The organism is Microbulbifer sp. TYP-18, assembly GCF_040932045.1.
Taxonomy (GTDB): domain Bacteria; phylum Pseudomonadota; class Gammaproteobacteria; order Pseudomonadales; family Cellvibrionaceae; genus Microbulbifer.
Window position 1 is genome coordinate 95,143 of the sequence record NZ_JBFRBC010000004.1, and the last position, 20,233, is coordinate 115,375.

The 20,233-nt window shown below is 54.6% G+C and carries 12 protein-coding genes; 6 read left to right on the forward strand and 6 right to left on the reverse strand.

Annotated features, from left to right (window positions below; genetic code table 11):
- Nucleotides 1–761 precede the first annotated feature (761 nt).
- From ABVT36_RS06250 to ABVT36_RS06260, 3 genes are all read right to left on the reverse strand, one after another.
- Nucleotides 762–1,532, reverse strand: coding sequence for a zinc-dependent metalloprotease family protein (locus ABVT36_RS06250; RefSeq protein ID WP_367151317.1), 771 nt, complete (start codon nt 1,530–1,532; stop codon nt 762–764).
- Nucleotides 1,533–1,768: 236 nt separating this feature from the next.
- Nucleotides 1,769–2,452 (reverse strand): hypothetical protein, encoded by a 684-nt coding sequence (locus ABVT36_RS06255; protein WP_368455785.1) that lies wholly within the window; start codon nt 2,450–2,452, stop codon nt 1,769–1,771.
- A gap of 395 nt (nt 2,453–2,847) precedes the next feature.
- Nucleotides 2,848–3,582 carry a helix-turn-helix domain-containing protein gene (locus ABVT36_RS06260; RefSeq protein ID WP_368455786.1) on the reverse strand — a complete coding sequence of 245 codons (735 nt, stop codon included), beginning with the start codon at nt 3,580–3,582 and terminating at the stop codon, nt 2,848–2,850.
- 182 nt (nt 3,583–3,764) lie between these two features.
- On the opposite strand from ABVT36_RS06260, the gene ABVT36_RS06265 reads away from it, so the two are divergent.
- The 3 genes from ABVT36_RS06265 to ABVT36_RS06275 are packed head-to-tail and all read left to right on the forward strand — an operon-like array spanning nt 3,765 to nt 7,936.
- On the forward strand, nt 3,765–4,205 hold the full coding sequence (locus ABVT36_RS06265) for a hypothetical protein (protein ID WP_368455787.1): 441 nt from the start codon (nt 3,765–3,767) through the stop codon (nt 4,203–4,205).
- Nucleotides 4,206–4,252: 47 nt separating this feature from the next.
- Nucleotides 4,253–6,811: a GH3 auxin-responsive promoter family protein gene (locus tag ABVT36_RS06270; RefSeq protein WP_368455788.1), complete on the forward strand. Its 2,559-nt coding sequence runs from the start codon at nt 4,253–4,255 to the stop codon at nt 6,809–6,811.
- 18 nt (nt 6,812–6,829) lie between these two features.
- Nucleotides 6,830–7,936, forward strand: coding sequence for a mandelate racemase/muconate lactonizing enzyme family protein (locus ABVT36_RS06275; RefSeq protein WP_368455789.1), 1,107 nt, complete (start codon nt 6,830–6,832; stop codon nt 7,934–7,936).
- A 320-nt stretch (nt 7,937–8,256) separates the two neighbouring features.
- Here ABVT36_RS06275 and ABVT36_RS06280 read toward each other — a convergent pair whose 3' ends face one another.
- Nucleotides 8,257–9,810 carry a cytochrome-c peroxidase gene (locus ABVT36_RS06280; RefSeq protein WP_368455790.1) on the reverse strand — a complete coding sequence of 518 codons (1,554 nt, stop codon included), beginning with the start codon at nt 9,808–9,810 and terminating at the stop codon, nt 8,257–8,259.
- A 761-nt stretch (nt 9,811–10,571) separates the two neighbouring features.
- Nucleotides 10,572–12,689 carry an Ig-like domain-containing protein gene (locus tag ABVT36_RS06285; RefSeq protein WP_368455791.1) on the reverse strand — a complete coding sequence of 706 codons (2,118 nt, stop codon included), beginning with the start codon at nt 12,687–12,689 and terminating at the stop codon, nt 10,572–10,574.
- A gap of 1,182 nt (nt 12,690–13,871) precedes the next feature.
- On the opposite strand from ABVT36_RS06285, the gene ABVT36_RS06290 reads away from it, so the two are divergent.
- Entirely contained in the window at nt 13,872–14,870 is a 999-nt protein-coding gene (locus tag ABVT36_RS06290) for an endo alpha-1,4 polygalactosaminidase (protein WP_368455792.1), read from the forward strand.
- A 71-nt stretch (nt 14,871–14,941) separates the two neighbouring features.
- On the opposite strand, the gene nfuA is transcribed toward ABVT36_RS06290, so the two are convergent.
- Nucleotides 14,942–15,544, reverse strand: coding sequence for a Fe-S biogenesis protein NfuA (gene nfuA / locus ABVT36_RS06295; protein WP_368455793.1), 603 nt, complete (start codon nt 15,542–15,544; stop codon nt 14,942–14,944).
- A 304-nt stretch (nt 15,545–15,848) separates the two neighbouring features.
- Between nfuA and metH the strand changes: the two genes are divergently transcribed.
- Both metH and ABVT36_RS06305 read left to right on the forward strand, forming a co-directional pair.
- Entirely contained in the window at nt 15,849–19,544 is a 3,696-nt protein-coding gene (gene metH / locus ABVT36_RS06300; protein WP_368455794.1) for a methionine synthase, read from the forward strand.
- A 56-nt stretch (nt 19,545–19,600) separates the two neighbouring features.
- Nucleotides 19,601–19,831, forward strand: coding sequence for a DUF2970 domain-containing protein (locus tag ABVT36_RS06305; protein ID WP_368455795.1), 231 nt, complete (start codon nt 19,601–19,603; stop codon nt 19,829–19,831).
- Nucleotides 19,832–20,233: the final 402 nt, after the last annotated feature.

The window sequence follows — 20,233 nt, forward strand, 5'->3', positions numbered from 1 at the left end:
CATTTTCATAAATAAATATTTTATTCTGTCACATTTGCCATTAAACAGACTAAAAACGCAAGAGAGATGTTTTTTGTTTTAATTATTTGTGAACAACACTTATAAGCATCGAGTGATTGTGTTTTGACTCGAGGTAAATCTATGATTTCGTGTTTATGGAAAACAGTTTTAGCAACTATGGCATAAAATCTATAAATAATTAGATAGTAAGCTTATCTTAATTCTTAAACACACTAAGCCGAATAAAGTCGAAGTTTGTACGCCATAAGTAATCCATACTTCACACTATTACTTATTGCCAAACTTTGATTTTAACTTCCTGGAAGTTATCCGACCTCAGTAGATAGAGGTCAATGTTGACAGTTCTAACTCTTCGAAACCGGATACGTCATCCTTTTACCGACGCTCACCGATCCGGTAATCACAGCTACCAGTTAGTCAGATCTAGGTTTATATTGCTTCAGGTTTGCGGATAAGGTTATCGGGGAGGGGGAATTGGTCAGTGAATTGAGCCACACGCAGCTCCATCTCCTACAGATGGAGTGACAACAGACGTACAGAATGATGCAGACTGCCAGCGGATAGCAGCTCTGGGCATTACGGGTCTGCAAAGTGCGCTTCCTACCGACAGCGATTGCGGGCCGATGAATAGAGGTTTGGCTGGCTTCGTAGCGGAAAGAAAACCAGGGAGCGCCCTGGTTTTCTTTCAGTCAAAGACCGGATAACTGCGCAGCCGCTGCCTATAGGCAGCAGCCAGAGCATTAATAGTAGGAGGCGATATCATCCACTATGGGACGCAGGGCCCGGTAGGCGTTGGATACATCCACACCATTGCGCCTTTCACCGCACGCCAGACCGCCGCACTCGAACCAGTCCGGATCGGAAAACCAGTCATACTGGGTTACATTGGCTCCATAGCGCCACGGGTAGGCCATGATGGTGGAGAACTTATTGTCCACACCGTGGCCCAGGCCGTAGGAGTAAACACCACCGGTTGTATCACCCTGTTTGGTGGAGTGGGTCAACCCCATATTGTGACCCAGCTCATGTACGAAGGTATTGTAGCCACAGTCAACACCGGTGACACTGTATGCGCGATCACGGGCACTGGAATACATGGAGCCATTTGCTCCCCTGCCTACCCAGGCGATACCGCAGGTGGTGTAGGTGCTGCCGTCAATAACCTGTTTCTCCGCCTTGCCCAGGAAAACCACCATATCCGCTCTTTCTGTCGCACGCCAGTTGTTGACAGTGCGGTGGAAGGTAATCAGATCCAGTGTGTCTTCATTCACCCGGAGGTCCGACGACGTCGCGCGCCAGGTATCCACCAGGCGCAGCTGAATATCTATACCGTTTCTTCTGAAAGAGTTATTGGCATAGCTGATGTAATTATCAATCTTGGCTGAAATATCACCAGTATGCTGCGCCGCAGGCGAAGTGTACATAATGGCAATATCCACTGTTTCCGCTGTTACTGCGCTGGAAACAGTCAATGCCGCAGCCAAGGCAGCGAGGCTTTTCTTGAGATTCATTGTTGACTCCTGTTGTTATAAGTAACGCATAGCCGTTTCCCGACAGCCAGATAGAGCACCGGCTTCGCGATAGTGTGTCGGCAATGCGTTTGTTAATACCCTGACTCGACCAAAAGACCGTCCGTGACTTTTGATCGCCTGTGAAGATAGACTTCCGGTATTTGCAGGATTTGCGGGGCCAGTCCCTTTGCCCTGTGCATCAATCCGCGGCAATTTGCCCCGAATCAATTCTTGCCTTAATCAAAGTCGTTGAGCGGGACATCCTCGTCCTTCCAGGTCTTTTCACGGGATGCGTCGGAGGATAGATCTGCATCGTGCTTTTCCACATGATTTTGGATCAATGCACCATTGGGAGCGACCCAGGCATAGCCACCCTGGGCCTCCAGGGAATAGGAACCGGATGGAAGGTTCAGTTGGGCATATACGGCGTTCCGGCCCAGGGTGAAGGTAGCGCCGTGCAAACGGGTCAAACCGGGAAAGTTCATCTGCAGGCTTTTATTCCCGCTGGCATGCTCCTCAACAGCACCCACCTGGGCACTGTGAATGCCTTCTACCCCGGGTATAGAGATATCGAGGTAGTCCCCAACTGTGAGACTATTCAGCAGCTCTACATCTATCTCCAGGTAGGTTTCTCCATTCAGGTCCACCGGCAGGCGACCATTTTCATGGAGGACCTCCTTCGCCAGCTGTGACTCCGCCCACAGGATTTTCTCCCCCTCCCCGACAACTTCTACAGGTTCGGCAGTAATGGAATCCTCTCCTGCACTGTCCACAAGACCAGCCTGCGGAGGAACTTCTCCCTTGACGGGTACTGATTTTTCATCTGCCGCGGTAACCGGCTGAACATCAGGCTTAAATTTTGTCCAGGCTAAATAGCCTCCGATCGCCAGGACAGCAATAGCGGGAATTACTTTTCTCACAGGTCTTTCTCTTACAAACACTACAGAAAACCGGGATTCAGACAGGCAACCCATCACATGGGCGGCACCGACTCCGTACCAGACACCGGATCGGCTGGATCCGATATCTGTCTAGGACGTGCAATGTAGAAAAATACGCAAAGCTTTTTAGGAAATTTTTCACAAAAGTTTCACACTGGAGAAATTCTGGTTCCTTAGGCCAGGGAGCCTGGAAGAATCGACACTTTCGCGAACCAGCCGGCTCTATTGCGTATGCAGGTTTTTGATGTGCAGAGCGTAAGATGATGCCAGTAGCCTTAAGTTGATAAGAGCACTTAAAATCGACAAATAGCTACAAAGCCATTTAAGTCAGCACTAGCTACATAAGGGAAGCGACCAGCTTTGGACACCCGGGTTTATAGCTGAAACTTTTTCGCCAGTGAAAACACCCATGGCCTCATCGCCAGTACCATGCCCCAGCTCTCCTTGCGGCTTATAGGCAATGTGCTGTCCAAATCTGCGAGTTCGTTGATTTCCCGTACCAGCTGCTCCATCTTGCGGGAAATCAAGGTAGTCGAGGCAACTGAAAGCTCAACTGTCTCGAAAATCATCATTGCATCTTTTTCTGCAAAAGATGCACGGAGAAATTCATCCCGCACTTGGGGTTCGTATCGGCGGCGCACCGGTCCATTCTTCCTCCAGTGAATTACATTGCTGGTGCTCAACTTGATGCGATTTTCCGGCAGCAGTTCTATCAGCCCCAGCCTGTCCAGGCGCACAAGCATTCCTATCGCCTCGGACTCACCCCAATCGTAAAACTCGAGTATCTCTTCCAGGGTCCAGCCGTTGATGGCGAGGTGAAAGCCGATAAAGAGTCGCTCGTCGTGTGCCAGCGCCTGCTCCTGGTCATGGGTAAGCACATTCTTCACCTCGTCTTCGGCAGATCGATTGAGCTTGGCGAGGTCGTAAATCGACATATCCAACAAGCCGCATATCTGCTCAAGCCGACGCATGGAGAAAGTCTCTTCCGCAAAGGTCCGCTTGATGCTGGACTCGCTTAGCGCCAGCTGTTGGGCGATATCCCTGTAGGTGAGGCCATGCGCCTTAAGACACTGCTTTAGGGTTCTCACCAGTGATTGGCTTTCCTTCATTTCAGTCACACTCCCGCGCCGGGCGCGTCACGCCAGTACATGGATTGTCCCGGGAACAGCCGCCGGGAGTATCGCAATACAGCACAAATAGTAGCAACATTCAATACCAATGGTCTTAAGTATTGTTTTTCGAGATTCTGCTTTCTAGGGTGGTGAAAACCGCACAAAAAGGGAGCTGGCATATGAAAGCACATCGAAGGCACCAGTCGGTGGCCGTAAGATTAAGGCCCTGGTTGGGGTTGGCTGTGCTGCTGTTTGGCCTGCGGGTTGCAGCTCAGTACCTGGAACTGCTTTGGCCCGCAGCGCCACTGCCAGAATTCGACGCCTGGTCCAGTGGCCTGATTCCCTACCCGCAGCTGTTCGTCCTCCAGTGCTTACTGCTCTGGGGCATGGTGCACCTCTGCCGATCTCTACCCGGTATTCGGCCCAGTCCGGTATTGGGCAGGGTTCTGATGTATCTCGCGCTTACCTATTTCAGCGTGATGTGTCTGCGGTTTTTGACTGCCCTTTTCAACCTTTCCCATATCCGCTGGTTCCAACTGGCATTGCCGAGCTTCTTCCATATGGTATTGGCTGCTTATCTGGGACTAGTAGCTCGGTTTCATTTGAGAGGATCTCAATGATGATATCCCGCAAGCAACTATTGGCAGCTTCAGCATACCCAGTCGTGATGTTACTGGGTTTCGCGGGATTTTCAGGTCTTGCGGCCGCGGGACTGTCCGCCACTGCGGCATCCACAGGCGCCGCTGGAGGTGCACTGTTGTGTGTTCTGCTGCTGGAGAGAGTCATTCCCCTTCGGGGCGACTGGCAGCCCAGCATCAGTGACTTAAAGATTGACGCTGTGTTTATGCTGGTGGTGCAAGTAATGCTGCCACGCGGCTTGGCCCTCGCACTGTCAATTGCATTGGCCACATGGGCTGGGGCATCTGCAGCAGTCCCCAGCTTTTTGTGGCCACACGGCAGCCCTGTCTGGGTCCAGCTTCTGCTTATGGTGGCTATAGCGGATCTCCTCCGTTACTGGCTGCATGTGGCCTGCCACAAGATTCCCCTACTATGGCGTTTTCATGCCGTGCACCACGAAACTGAAAAGCTCTATGCCCTGAGTGTTGCCCGCTTCCACCCCTTGGAGAAATCCATGCAATATCTACTGGATACGGCACCTTTCGCGCTATTGGCGGTGGAACCTCAGGTACTGGCAGCCTATTTCCTGTTCTATGCCACCAACGGATTTTTCCAGCACGGCAATCTCGATATCCGCCTCGGTCCATTAAACCACTTGATCAGTGGTGGCGAGTTACACCGTTGGCACCATCATGTGGACCCGCAAGCTGCGCAAGTCAATTTCGGCAACAACCTCATTATCTGGGACAGCGTCTTTGGAACCCGCTATTTACCCACAAATAGGGAACATAGAACGCCTGATGCCGTTGGAATCCGCAATCACCCAAATCCTTACCGCTTTGATACCGGTATCATCCGGGCGTGGCTTTGCCACCGGGTAATAACGCCATGCGGCAATCTACTTTTGAACACCGGACTCAAGCTGAGGATATGGCTGACCGGAAAACGGCTCTGGGCTCCGTTTCTCGCCGACCTAAAGCAACCGGAAGTCGCCCAGTGGAAGCTGTTGAACAGGATTCTGCAACACAATCGCAACACCCAGATTGGACGGGAATTTGATTTCGCGCAAATCCGCAGTTACGCCGACTTCAAGCGTCAGGTGCCGCTGCAGACCTATGACACCCTGGAACCCTATATCCGCCGGCAAAGGGAGGCCGGCACTCCCTGCGTCACCGCCGACCGCCCCATTATCTACGCCAAAACCAGTGGCACCACCGGCGCAGCCAAATTCATTCCCGTTGGCAACACAGCACTGGCCATGCTGAAAGCGAGCCAGGAACTCGCCGGATACTGTATCTACCAGGCTTGCCCTGAGGCCTACCGGGGAAAACTGTTGACAATCACCAGCCCATCCGTCGAGGGCTATCTGCCCGGAGGCGCCGCCTATGGCTCAACCTCCGGCCTGGTGGCTCAGAGCATGTCCCGGTTGGCGCAAAAAAAATATGTGCTCCCCCGGGAGCTATTCGATATCGAAGACCACCAGATTCGCTACCGGGAAATACTGAGAATCAGTCTTTGTGAAAAACACATCTCCTGCCTGGGCACCGCCAATCCATCGACACTACTAATGCTACTGGAAATACTCAATGAACAGCGTTGGGAATTACTCGATGCAGTGCGGGGAAAAACCAGAACCGGGTTGCTGCCCGCATACATAGAGAAGGCGATACAAAAAAAGGGACTGGCCAGGGAGAGCCGTATCGCGGAACTGCAAACACTGTTCAGTACCAGGCCCAAACTCGGATTTAACGACATTTGGCCCGGGCTTAAGCTGGTCGTCACCTGGACCGGTGGCAGTTGTGGCATTCCCATCAAAAACCTCCGGCAGACCATGAGTCCCGACACGCACCTGATGGACCTAGGCTATATCGCCACCGAATTACGTGGCACCGTTACCGCAACCGCTGGTACTGGACAAAATAAAGATCGTTGCTACCGACAGCTCCCCTGCCTGCAACAGAATTTTTTCGAATTCGTTGAACGATCGGACTGGGAAGCCAACAGTAGTGAGGGGAAGGAAAAGTACCTGCTGTTGCATCAACTGCAGGAGGAGCAACAATATTATGTCATAGTGACTAATTTTAATGGGCTCTACCGCTACTTTATGAATGATATCGTCCAGGTAGATGGCAGATTTGAGCAAACCCCCAGCCTGAACTTTATACAAAAAGGCCGGGGCGTAACCAACATCACCGGGGAGAAGCTATCCGAACAGCAGGTTTTGCAGGCGGTAGCGGATTGCGAGCGGGCATTTGATCTATCCGCCCGCTTTTTCCTGATGTTGGCCGATGAGGAACGCAGCCATTACCGACTCTTATTGGAGGCGGGAGACCCGATTCGGGCATGGGATGACCCGGAGCCCAGACTGGCAAAATACCTGGATGAGGCCCTGAGCTCGCACAATATTGAATACCGATGCAAGCGGGCCAGTGGTCGCCTGGGCTCTGTCCATGTCCAATTTCTGTCTCCCGGCACCTGGAAACACTATCGGCGTGCGCTTCTGGATGCCGGTCAGCGAGAGAGTCAGCTGAAATACCTGTGCCTGCAATATATGAGAGAAAACCGATTCAACTTTGGCGACCACTACCTGCTGGCTGCGGGTGAGTAAAAGCGAGGTTAAGAGGCAATGCACTGTAGCTATCCTATTCGCAGTATCACACCGGAACTACTGCAAACTCCCTTCCGGCGGAGCTTTTCCCACGCATCCGCCACCCGGGATCACACTGAGACCCTGCTGGTGCGCGTAGAGCTGGAAAAAGGTCAGATAGGGTTTGGGGAATCCTGCCCGCGAAGCTATGTTACTGGAGAAAACTTACAGACGGCGATGGCCTTTTGTCAGTACGTAATGGCAGAAGTTGTTGCACAAGTAAGCGATATGAAAAGTCTGCGACACTGGGTGCAGTGTAACCGCATATTTATAGACAAAAACCCCGCAGCCTGGTGCGCACTGGAACTGGCACTGTTAGATGCATTTTCCCGCGCCGCCGGCAAGTCCGTGGAACAATGCCTGGAGCTGCCCTCGATTACCGGGCGGGAATTTCGCTATAGCGCAGTGCTGGATAATTCTTCACCACCAGCATTCGAATCCATGCTCAACGGCTACCTGTCACTGAGTATCCGGGACTTTAAGCTCAAACTCAGCGGGGATTTCGGGGCCGACAATGTCAAAATAGCCGCCCTCCGCCGAAAAGCAGTTAAATATCGCCTGCGGCTGGACGGCAATAACCTCTGGCACAACAGTGCCACCGCCATCGACTATCTAAAAAGACTGGGGTCACCGCTCTACGCAGTGGAAGAGCCTGTGCAGGCAGACGACTACGAGGCAATGGCGGAGATAGCAGCGGCTGTGGGATGCAAAATTATCCTTGACGAAAGTTTCCTGACCCTGGGATGCCTGAAAAAACTGAAACCTTTTACTCCGCAGCCCTGGCTGCTGAATCTGCGGGTATCAAAACTGGGTGGCCTGCTAAGGTCCATTGAAATCCTTGACCGCGCCAGAGAATTGGGGATTCCAGTGATTATCGGTGCCCAGGTGGGCGAAACCAGTCTGTTGAGCCGCGTCGCTCTCACCCTGGCGAGCCGGGCGGGTCCCCATTTGATAGCCCAGGAGGGCGCATTCAGTACTCTGCTGCTTCGTAAAGATATCTTTCACCCTAATCTTATGTTTGGTCGTGGTGGCCGACTTACACCACAAGTAGGCCCGCTTGGATTCGGTATGCAACGGGCACTGTGACAAACCAATATGACCAAGAATGAACTTGGTAAAAATCAAGGTCGTTGAAGACCTCTGCGGTTATCGCCTGAATTTACAAGTTCATTGGACAGCTTAGAGGCGTATACCGATCACCATATCTTTCTGATACTATCGAACAATCCGGCCTGAAATGTCGCAGTTTTCCTAACTTCAAAAAAATCCCACCCGCCAAAAAAATAGCGGCTGCTTTCGCACTTGGATAGCAGCCGCCCTTACCTGGTTGAGATTTAAATTAGCACGAAAAACGAGAATCGCCTGCGAGTAGCAAACCGACCCTTCACTTTTTCCATGACATCCAGTTATAAGAAATTGCCATTGTAATCGATAGCATTAACGCGCAACGCATCCGGGTTGGTATCACCCGCATCCGGGATCCACTGGCCAATACACACGCGGTCTTCAACACAAGGGTCCGTCAGTGTCTCCAAAAATGCCATCAAATCGGTAAATTGTTGATTATCCAGGCTCACATTTTGCAAACCGGCTATGCCATCGGCGCGATTTGCCTGGAGCTTGTCGATTGCCAATTGCGTGTTTTCAAGCATATTACTTGCCTGAATGTTTGGATCCAGCTGTGCCCAATCATAGGAATTTAGGGCTGCCTGGGGGTTTAAATGGTGACGCACCGCGGCTGCTAAACTGGTGTATCCGCCGGCATGTCCCCAGGGACCGGTCACCGTGGTATTGAGCAGAGTAGGTGTCCGGAAGGCATACTTGTCTTTTTCATCACCGGTTTCCCTGAAGCGGCCAAAATCATCATCGCCATAGGTTCCATCACCTTTACCGCGGCCTATCTGCGGCATGGCCACAACATGAAACTGTTCATCGGTAAAGAAGTCGCCCGAGTGACAGGAAGCGCAATCCGCCCCGCCCTCGTCGACACTGCGAAAGAAAACCAATGCGCCCCGCTTTGCACTATCGCTAATCGCGCTACTATCCCCCTGAACATAGGCTTTCCAGGGTGTCTCAACAAACACCTGGGATCGCTCGTAAGCGGCAATGGCCTTGGTGATATTTTCGAATGTGACCAGTTCCTCTGCAGTGCTGTCAACATCATTGAAGGCCGCCTGGAATTCAAGCAGCCATTCGTTTGGCGATAATGCCCCACCGGGCGGTGTGCCATAACCCCCAACTCGTTGCGCCAAAAATGCACGCACTTCAGCGTTGGTAGTGCCAGCCATTAAGCCAAAGTCTTTCATTTCTTCCGGTGAAGTCACCGGGAATCGCGCCTGCGCGACAGCGAGATTATCACCCGCCTGCGGATCGGCTTCACCAAAACTCACATCCGGTGTGCGGATACCCATATTGTCGTCGCCATTGGCACCTGCCGTTTTGCCCAGGCTTTCAAGCCGTCCATCGTGAAACAGGACCTGATCCCACAATCCGATATTAAAGGTGGAGGGTGCGTTTCTGGGTACCGTTGGGCCACCGTCAAAATGCTCTCCGGCCATGCTGTGAAATCGGCCTGGGCCCAGAAGATCCACGATCTCAGCATCCACTCCAATGGGTAAGGATAAATCATCACCACCGCCAAGCACCGGGTGATGGCAGCTAACACAGGCCACATTCATATCACCGCCCAACGCCTTGGAGAAAAACAGCTTCATTCCCAGTTGGGCGACAGGATCATCGATAGTGGGAAGAACACGCCCCTCCGTCGGGTCGCCGCTTAAGCCTTTGGCTGCGACTAATTCGCGCAATTCAGCCTCCGGCGAATCCTCGCCCACGCTTTGCGTATTTGCTGTATTTTGCCGGCGGTTATCCTCACAACCCGCTGCCAATATTAAGATACAAAAAGAAATCGCCAGGTTTAGGGATTTCCTACCGAAATACATTGAAAACCTATTCACCATACCCCCTTACAGCTATTTGTAAATCTATTATCTAAACATCCCGACCTGCCTCACTATTAAAATATTAGCCGGCTATTTTAAGGACTGAATATTGTGCTTCTTTGTGCGCGGCGCATTATAGCTATTTTTATTTTCAAAAAATACTTATAAGAAAGCAAATTAACCGATTGCTTTTAGCGGTGTAATCCACTGTAATTGCTTGTCATTGCCTGTCATTGATTAATTGGCTGAAATCAGCGTGAAAGCAGGAATTTTGCTTCATTCGACCCCACTAACAACAGCAACCACACACCCGCCCTTTGAACTGTGTGGAGCAAAAGCACCAAGAAAGCATCAAGAAAGGGACAACTGAGAAAAACCGGTTACTGAAAAAAGTCTTATTCGGCTTTTCTCCGCCCGGATTTTCGGAGCATGTCCGCAAACCCGGCAATAAATCCAGGGGCTTACTGCTTCTTTCTACCAGGGGGAAAACCCAGGGAGTTCGGCCCCCGGGCCCCAGTCTAACAATTGTTTTTTAAACGCATTTTATTCACCGGGCAGCTGGATAAATTGCCGGGTTAATGCGATACATAAGTGTGTCACCGCCGGGCGGATGCTGGTGCAAGCTTTCAAGGGCGACAATCCAGTGAATGATCCCTCATCCATTGGATTGCCGGCTTGATAAGCCCCATAGCCGGGTTTTGGAAACTAACTGCCCCTTTCACTGGCCCCTAGCAGGTTGTTGAAAAACACTTTTGCAACAGCCTGCCAGGCATCCAGGCTCAGTACACATAGACGGCGCCAGCATTATAATCAAAAGGATCATCAGCACTATTGCTCTGATCATTACCGATTCCGGTGGCATCGCTGTCTTCTTTGGGTGCACCCACGGCCAGGGTAGTGCCGTCTCCGCTTAAACTGACCGAACTACTGAATTCGTCGCGGATGTCCGTATTGCTGGCCTTGACATAGGCCTGCTCGAACCAGCTGCCCGCGTTGCGACGAAACACATAGACAGCACCGGAGCTGGAGGCAGTATTATTTTGTGAATTAGCATTGACTCCGGTGGTGCGGCTGTCTTCCCTGATTGTCCCCACCGCCAGGGTGTTACCATCGGCGCTTAGGCTCACAGCCGCACCAAAGCCATCGTCTCTATCCGTATTGCTGGCCTTGATATAGAACTTCTGATCCCAGCCAGTACCGGCATCGCGGCTAAACACATAGACAGCACCGGATTTGAAGGCATTATTATTTTGTTGGTCTGCATCGATTCCGATGGCATTACTGTCTTCACCCTCTGCCCCCACCGCCAGAGTGTTGCCATCGGCGCTCAGACTGACGCTCGTACCAAAAAAGTCCGCATCACCGGTATTGCTGGCCTTGATATAGGCCTCCTGATTCCAGCCAGTCACAGCATCGCGGCTAAATAGATAGACAGCACCGCTCGTTTGCGCTTGGCGAAAACTATTGCCTTGGTTGCCATTCACCCCGGTGGCGGGGCTGTCTTCACCGTTGGCCCCCACCGCCAGGGTATTACCATCGGCGCTCAGACTCACAGCAAGACCAAATTGATCATTTGCCTCGCTATTGCTGGCCTTGATATAGGCCTGCTCGGCCCAGATACCGTTATTTTGGGCAAACACATACACAGCGCCAGAGTCGCGGGCACCGCCATTGCGCGGCCCCTGGCTGCTGACCCCAGTGGCCTGATTGTCTTCACGCCCAGCCCCCACCGCCAGGGTATTGCCATCGGCGCTCAGACTCAGGGAACCACCAAAACCCATGTCTGCATCCGTATTACTGGGCTTGATATAGGCCTGCTGAACCCAGCCATTTTGATCGCGGGTAAAGGTATAGACGGCGCCGGCAAATCGAAACGGGTTAACCTCCTGGCCAGTGCTGTTGACCCCAGTGGCATTGCTCTTCTCACCAGATGCCGCCACCGCCAGGGTATTGCCATCGGCACTTAGGCTCACAGCCCCACCAAAGCTATCGCCTGTATCCGTATTGCTGGCCTTTATATAGGCTTCCTGGATCCAGCTGCCGTCCTGTTGAACAAATAGATACACAGCGCCGGCATTAACGGCAGCGTTGTTGCTCTGACCAGCCGGGTTGATACCCACAGCATTGCTGCTTTCACCGGGAGCCCCCACGGCCAAGGTATGGCCGTCGGCACTCAGGCTCACAGAGAAACCAAAACCATCACGCCTGTCCGTATTGCTGGCCTTAAAGTAGCCGATACTGCCCACCAGGGTGCCGCTGACCGAGACGGGATCCGAGTCGATACACAGCTCCCCAGCACCCCGGCCGGCACAAGCTTGCAGGATATATTGCGCATTGGTACGGGCGTAGAGGGGCACTTCCAGTGCCAGGGTACCCGTTGTCACCTCTTCGCCAACCGGGCTAAAGCCGGAAATACCATCGGGGTTTTCCAATAGCCGGTAATGGCTAGCGCCGGCAACCTCGGTCCAGTCAAAACGAAAACGCTTGACGGCCTCAAAATTCAGCGTGACATCCTGTACCTTTTCCAGGGAGGGCACAGTGAGCGTCACCGTATTGCTGACAATCCCATCCTGACTGGCGGACACCGTCGTGCTGCCCACGCCCACAGCAGTGACTTCACCCTGGCTATCTACGGTGGCGATGGCGTGGTCACCGCTATTCCAGTTGGCACTGCTGGTGAGATCGGCGGTACTGCCATCACTGTAGCGGCCCAGGGCAGTCAATGACTGACTGTCGCCCACCGTCAGCGAGATATCGGTGGAGGTGCCCTGCAGCGTCGTTACCTGGATGGATTCCAGCTGGGCCGCGGGGGAATCCCAAATACCGGAGTCACAGCCGGCCAGGATGGTACTAATCAGAGCGGCCAAAGCGACCAGAAGAGGCTTACTAAATGACACTGTTTATCCTTTGATATCCCAGGTGAGCAACACTTCCCCGGTTATTGTTTTTGTCGACAGACCTCAAATGGAGGTCGACGCGCGTGAAAAAGCTCACCCAAGTCGTACCACTCATGAGAAAGCTGTCTTTATCCCTAGTATTCGACGGCCAGGCGGGGGCCATAGTTAAAAAAAGAAGTGACCGGGGACCGGAGTCCTGTGATTCGCCAGGTCCTATGCAAACACCCAATGGCTTCGCAATCTGGCGCAAACTAAAAGGAGGTCGCACCGGATCTGCACAAGCCTGTAGATGGCACGGAAGTCTACATTTGACCTGTCAAATTGTGAAGTGTGCACGCCAAGCCTTTCGGCCCAATTTGCGAGCAATTCGGTATAAAAATAATCGATCAGATTTTTTCTTGTACAAATTCCCTCTGTTCTGCCCTCAATACCGTAGCAACAGCTCTGCCCTAAGCTTTCCCGTCAAGCGAACAGTTCAAAATTGCTGCTGAAAAAGCTCTGCCAACAGCCTGCCAAGGCCGCCTCTTTGCCTGCCCGCTGCCAGTGCCAGGGGTTTCCCTACTCCAGCTAAAAATCTGCAGATCTGGCGCCTGAGCCTGAAGCGCTGGATATGTGCTTGACGTTCCAATGGGCGGTGCCTGCCAGGTCAAGCCACAAATGGCTGAAGAATAGTGCGCATTGCCCATTTGGGTCGACAGCCGGATCAGCTATTCGGGGCGGTAAAACTGAAAAAAAATTCAATATTTTTAGCAAAACGACTGTTGCGGACAGATTTGGAACAGCACTGCTTCAATATCCGCCAAAGCTGCAATACTTGGATACCCGGTCGGGATAAGCCTGTCCGGAGGAGGCCAAAGATCCAGTGGGGACTGAAGCACCAAACAGCTATTCACTGTTGGCCGCTGTTATTGAAATCTATTGGATTAATCCGGCAAGCGACATCAGTGGCACATCTGTGTGTCCCATTTAACTCGGTAAATTAAGGTTAAGGGCGGCCAGGGCTGTTGACCGGGAATCTATGAATAGACAGAATAAACGACAGTCACCAGCCCTTCATCCCTATTCAGCGGCTTATACAGCGACTCAATACCTGTTTGCGCAGCTCCACCCTATAAGTGGACAGGGATTCAGCCGGCCATACCAAGCTGGGGCGGATAAAATGCACTGCTTAAGGAAAAGACTATGCTAAAACGCCTCGCAATCGTTTTATTGGCATTGCCCCTCTTCGCCTGTGATTTTGACGACGTGCCGGATTTTCTGCCGGACAACGGCGTTACCACCGATTACCGCCAGGAAATGCGCGACCTGGTGATAGAAATAAGTCGCTATGCCAAGCGCCGCGACAGGGACTTTATTATAGTGCCCCAGGATGCTCTGCCATTGGTGACCAGCAGTGGACAGGCCTCGGGGACCCCGGAAACCGCCTACCTCAATGCACTGGATGGCATTGCGCAACAGGGCGTTTTTTTCGGGCTCAACACGGCAGTCGACCAACCCACGCCGGAGGCGCAATCCAACAATCTGCAGCAGTTGCTGAATATTGCCAGGGACGACGGGGACCTGGTGGCACTGGTGACGGATTTTGCCAGCAGTGAGGCGAATATCGACGAGTCCATCCGCCTCAACCAGGAAGCGGATTATTTGGGATTCGCGGCACCACAAAGGCTTCTAAATACAATTCCGTCCCACCCGACGATGCTCCCGGGGGAAAACCGGGCGGATATAGAGGACCTCACTTTTGCGCGCAATTTTTTGCAATTGATCAATCCGAGCAGCTTTGCGAATCCCCAGGCGTTTGTGGATGCGGTGGCCGATACGGATTACGACGTGGTGATTTTGGATTTCTTTTTCAATGGCGAACCCTACAGCCAGGAGCAGCTGCAGCAGATGCGCCTGAAGCGGGATGGCGGGGAGCGGTTGCTGCTGGCCTATATGAGTATCGGCCAGGCGCAGAGCGACCTCTTTTACTGGGAGGATTTCTGGCTCACCAATCCCCCAATCTGGCTGGACGAACAGGTCTCGGTGACTTCAACAAACTACCATGTACGCTACTGGCTGGAGCCCTGGCAGGAGATACTGTTCGGTGGGGAGGGCGCCTACCTGGACCGGATTATCAATGCGGGGTATGACGGCGCCTACCTGGACAATGTGGACGAATTCGAGTTTTTCGAAGCCCAGTGAGCGGGTCGCGGTACAGGGATATGGCACCGTCGGCGGAGGCCGGCGCGAGCCCTTGAAAAGCAAGCCTGATATCAGTAGTAGGCCTGGGTTTTATCGCTGTGGTCGGTGACGTCCCGCACTCCGGCGAGCTCCGGAATCTTCTCCTTCAGAGTCTTCTCGATGCCCTCCTTCAGGGTCATGTCCACCATGCCGCAGCCCTGGCAGCCACCCCCAAACCTGAGTACCGCATAGTGGTCGTCGGTAAACTCCACCAGGCTGACCTGTCCACCATGGGCAGCCAGCATTGGGTTGATCTCGTTGTAGAGAACGTAATTGATACGGTCCTCGATGGGGCTGTCGTCAGTGATTTTGGGCATGCGCGAGTTGGGCGCGCGGATGGTCAGCTGGCCGCCCATTTTATCACTGGCGTAATCCACCCGGGCCTCATCCAGGTAGGGAACCGAGCGATTCTCGAAGTAGGCCCTGAAACCCTCCAGTTCCACAACCACATCGTCTTCCTGCTCTTCACCCGGGCGGCAGTAGGCGATACAGGTTTCGGCGTTGGGAGTGCCGGGGCTGGACACAAACATGCGAATGGCAATGCCCTCACAGTCCTGTTTTTCCAACAACTCACGCAGGTACGCCTGGGCGGACTCGGTGATGGTCACATTCAATTCTGCGCTCTGCTCTGACATAGCTTTCCCGAATAACCTAGTTTCCTTGTCGGGTATTCTACTCCCTGAGACCCTGCAGTGGAACCTGCACCGAAATAAGGTGGGTTAGTCCGGCCAAGCGGGAAAATGGTGTCTTTCTGCGACCCAATAGCGGCATCCGCCTCTTACGGGTTAGACCGGTGGGTCATCACCGACGGCACTGATCTGCTGCAAGGCGCCATACCAATCTCGGGGAGGGCTTTGGGAGTGCCGGCAACCGGGGCCACCCGCGGCGATTGTGCTAAGATTGCCGCCGCCCGCCCCGGTCCGCAATAAGAGTGTTTCCATGTCTTCAGATTCCCGCCGCCTGCGTATTCAACAGCTTCACGCCGCCCTGGCCCGGCGTATCCTGATTCTGGATGGCGCCATGGGAACCATGATCCAGCAGGCGGGGCTGCAGGAGGCGGACTACCGCGGCCAGCGCTTCGGCGACCACCACCAGGACCTCAAGGGCAACAATGACCTGCTCAACATCACCCGGCCGGATCTGATCGAACAACTGCATCGGGACTATCTCCACGCCGGTGCCGATATTATTGAGACCAACACTTTCAATGCCACCCGCCTGTCCCAGGCCGACTACGACCTGGAAGAGCAGGTCACAGAGCTGAACCTGGCCGCTGCCCAAATAGCCCGCAAGGCCGCCGATGCGCTGTCGACCCCGGACAAGCCTCGATGGGTGGCCGGGGTGCTGGGGCCCACATCGCGGACCGCCAGCATTTCGCCGGATGTGAACGACCCGGGGGCACGCAACGTCACTTTCCAGCAGCTGGTGGACAACTATGTGGAGGCGGGACAGGCGCTCATAGAGGGCGGCAGCGACATAATCCTGATCGAGACGGTGTTCGATACGCTCAACGCCAAGGCGGCTATCTACGCCGTAAGGCAGCTGTTTGACGACCTGGGAACCGAGCTGCCGATTATGATTTCTGGCACCATCACCGATGCATCCGGCCGCACTCTGTCCGGCCAGACCACCGAGGCCTTTTATTATTCGGTGGCCCACGCGGAGCCGCTGAGTGTGGGCCTCAACTGCGCTCTGGGGGCGACGGAACTGCGGCCCTATGTGGAAGCCCTCTCCGGTATCTGCTCCACCTGTGTTTCAGCGCACCCCAACGCGGGCCTGCCCAATGAGTTCGGCGATTACGACGAAACTCCACAGGAGACCGCGGCCATTGTCACCGAGTTCGCCCAGAGCGGATTCGTCAATATTCTCGGCGGCTGCTGTGGTACCACACCGGATCATATCGCCGCTATCGCCCGGTCGGTCGCCGATATACCGCCGCGAAAACCACCGATGGCCAAGCCCGCTCTCCGCCTGGCGGGGCTGGAGCCCTTTGTGGTGGATAGCGACTCCCTGTTTGTGAATGTGGGGGAGCGTTGCAACGTAACGGGTTCCGCGCGGTTCAAACGCCTGATCCTCGAGGAGGACTATGACACCGCCCTGGAGGTGGCCGCCCGGCAGGTGGAGGACGGTGCCCAGGTCATCGATATCAATATGGATGAAGCGATGCTGGATTCGACCGCGGCGATGCGCAGATTCCTGAACCTGGCGGCGGGTGAACCTGAAATCGCCAAGGTGCCCTTTATGGTCGATTCCTCCAAGTGGGAGGTGATCGAGGCCGGCCTGCAGTGCATACAGGGTAAACCCATCGTCAATTCCATCAGCCTGAAGGAAGGCGAGGCGGAATTTATCCAGCGGGCGGACCTGTGCCGGCGCTATGGGGCCGCCGTGGTGGTGATGGCTTTCGACGAGACGGGCCAGGCGGACACCCTGGCGAGAAAAGTCGAGATCTGCCGCCGCAGCTATGACCTGCTGGTGGAAAAAGTCGGCTTTGCGCCCTCGGATATCGTTTTCGACCCCAATATCTTTGCCGTCGCCACCGGCATCGACGAACACAATAATTACGCGGTGGACTATATCGAGGCCTGCCGCTGGATTCGCGAAAACCTGCCCGGCGCTCAGGTGAGCGGCGGTGTGTCCAATGTGTCCTTCTCTTTCCGCGGCAACAATCCGGTGCGGGAAGCCATTCACTCGGTGTTCCTCTACCACGCCATCCGGGCCGGCCTGAATATGGGCATAGTGAACGCGGGACAGCTGGCAGTGTACGACGACCTGGCACAAGAGCTGCGGGAACGGGTGGAGGATGTGGTCCTCAACCGGCGCCTGGACAGTACCGAGCGACTGCTGGAAATAGCAGCAAGCTACCGCGGCGATGGCAGCGGACAGGCGCGCAAGGAGGATCTCAGCTGGCGCCAGTGGCCCGTGAACAAGCGCCTGGAACACGCGCTGGTAAAAGGGATCACCACCTATATCGAAGAGGATACAGAGCAGGCGCGGGAGGCGGCAAACCGCCCGCTGGAGGTGATCGAGGGCCCGCTGATGGACGGTATGAACGTGGTCGGCGACCTGTTTGGCGAGGGCAAAATGTTCCTGCCGCAGGTGGTGAAGTCGGCGCGGGTGATGAAACAGGCGGTGGCCTATCTGCAACCCTATATCGAGGCGGAGAAGAGCGGCCCGCGCCAGTCCAACGGGCGCATCCTGATGGCCACGGTAAAAGGGGACGTGCACGATATCGGCAAGAACATTGTGGGAGTGGTACTGGCCTGCAACAATTTCGAGGTGATCGACCTGGGGGTGATGGTGCCGGCGGAAACGATCCTGCAGACCGCCGCCGAAAAAAACTGTGACATCATCGGCCTGTCTGGGCTGATCACCCCTTCCCTGGATGAGATGATGCACGTGGCCGCTGAAATGGAGCGCCAGGGCTTCGACATCCCCCTGCTGATTGGCGGCGCCACCACATCCAAGGCCCACACGGCGGTGAAAATCGATCCACTGTATTCACGGGATCAAACCGTCTACGTAGCCGATGCATCCCGGGCGGTGGGCGTTGCCAGCAGCCTGTTGTCCAGTGAATTGAAACCCGGCTTTGTCAGCGGCGTCCGGGAGGAGTACCACAAGGTGCGCCAGCGCTCCGGCAACCGCCGGCGCACCGATACCCGCCTGAGTTATAGCGAAGCCCTGGCAGCCGCCCCCAGGTTTGACTGGGCAAGTTACACGCCCAGCGTGCCCAAACAGCCGGGCATCACCGTGATCGACGACTTCCCGCTGCAAAAGCTGCTGGACACCATCGACTGGACGCCCTTCTTTATCTCCTGGGATCTGGCCGGCAAGTATCCCGCTATTCTGAACGATGAGGTGGTGGGTGAAGCGGCGACGGATTTATTTAAGAGCGCGCAGTGGATGCTGCAAAAGATCATCGACGAAAAACTGCTCCGCGCCCGCGCGGTGATCGGACTCTGGCCCGCCAACAGCGATGGGGACGACATCATCGTGTATAAGGATGAGTCCCGCACCGAAGAGCTGATGCGCCTGCACCATATGCGCCAGCAGGTGAACAAACGGGGCGGCGACGGACACTGCCGCTCACTGGCGGATTTCGTGGCTCCTGTGGAAAGCGGCGTTGCCGACTATGTGGGCGGCTTTGTGGTGACCACCGGAATAGGCGCCGATGAGCTGGCGGCTCAGTACGAGGCCGCCCACGATGACTACAACGCAATTATGGTGAAGGCGCTGGCCGACCGCTTGGCAGAGTCCTTCGCTGAACATCTGCACCGCCGGGTCCGCACGGATTACTGGGGTTACGCCGAGGGCGAATCCCTGAGCAACGAGGAACTGATCAGGGAGGCCTACCGCGGTATCCGCCCGGCACCGGGCTACCCGGCGTGTCCCGACCATACGGAGAAAGCCGCCCTATTCCGGCTGCTGAATGCGGAGGAGAATACCGGCGTCCAACTGACATCGCATTTTGCCATGACGCCGGCGGCCGCGGTGAGTGGCTGGTACTTCGCGCACCCGGGCGCCAAATATTTTAACGTGGGCAAGATCGGCAGCGACCAGGTCGCCAGCCTGGCCCGGCGCAAGGGTATGCCGGTGGAGGAGCTGAAACGCTGGCTGGCCCCGAATCTGGAGGAGTAGCGGTGAGGGATCATCCATTGGATTGCAGGGTTAATAATGATGGAGACAAACTATCTATGAAAGAAACACCGGAATCCTCACAGCAGAAACCGCACAAACCCTCTTTCGGCCAGGTGGTGATGAGCACCCTGGCTGCGGCGGTGGGGGTGCAGAGTGACAGGAACCGACAGCGGGATTTCAACCGCGGCAGTTTCGGCGCCTACATTGCCGCCGGGGTTATTTTCACCGCCCTGTTCGTGTGCGCCCTGGTATTGGTGGTCAAGACAGTGCTGGCCAATATGGGCTGAGGGTCGATATCCGGAGGCCCCGGAAGGGCCGGAAACCAGCCCGGTACAACACGAACCCGGGCAGCGAGGGAGGTGGCGGTTTACTGAATGGCGACCCAGTAGATGCACACGGCAACGAAAATCGCTACCAATGCCACTGCCGCGATTGCGTCCGCCAGGTTGTCACTATCACTGGTTACAGCTGCCTCTTCATTCATCGCAGTACTCCGATTGCTGATTATTCTTATCTTCTGAGGTCCACCGCTACAGGGCGGTGGGCCAAGTAGACCAAATACCCAACCGCTGCGCAACCGACCGGCCGCTGTAACCCCCGGCTGATATAACCTTTAGTTACTAACATAGCGGAAAAAATTGTTATTTTTTGTATAAGCGCGCTGGTATGTTATGCGGCGGTGAAAACTC

Coding starts and splice junctions, on each gene's coding strand:
- ABVT36_RS06290 (WP_368455792.1), top strand. CDS start 13,872: ATGCTAAAACGCCTCGCAATCGTTTTATTGGCATTGCCCCTCTTCGCC.
- ABVT36_RS06270 (WP_368455788.1), top strand. CDS start 4,253: ATGTTACTGGGTTTCGCGGGATTTTCAGGTCTTGCGGCCGCGGGACTG.
- metH (WP_368455794.1), top strand. CDS start 15,849: ATGTCTTCAGATTCCCGCCGCCTGCGTATTCAACAGCTTCACGCCGCC.
- ABVT36_RS06280 (WP_368455790.1), bottom strand. CDS start 9,810: ATGGTGAATAGGTTTTCAATGTATTTCGGTAGGAAATCCCTAAACCTG.
- ABVT36_RS06265 (WP_368455787.1), top strand. CDS start 3,765: ATGAAAGCACATCGAAGGCACCAGTCGGTGGCCGTAAGATTAAGGCCC.
- ABVT36_RS06275 (WP_368455789.1), top strand. CDS start 6,830: ATGCACTGTAGCTATCCTATTCGCAGTATCACACCGGAACTACTGCAA.
- ABVT36_RS06250 (WP_367151317.1), bottom strand. CDS start 1,532: ATGAATCTCAAGAAAAGCCTCGCTGCCTTGGCTGCGGCATTGACTGTT.
- ABVT36_RS06305 (WP_368455795.1), top strand. CDS start 19,601: ATGAAAGAAACACCGGAATCCTCACAGCAGAAACCGCACAAACCCTCT.
- ABVT36_RS06260 (WP_368455786.1), bottom strand. CDS start 3,582: ATGAAGGAAAGCCAATCACTGGTGAGAACCCTAAAGCAGTGTCTTAAG.
- nfuA (WP_368455793.1), bottom strand. CDS start 15,544: ATGTCAGAGCAGAGCGCAGAATTGAATGTGACCATCACCGAGTCCGCC.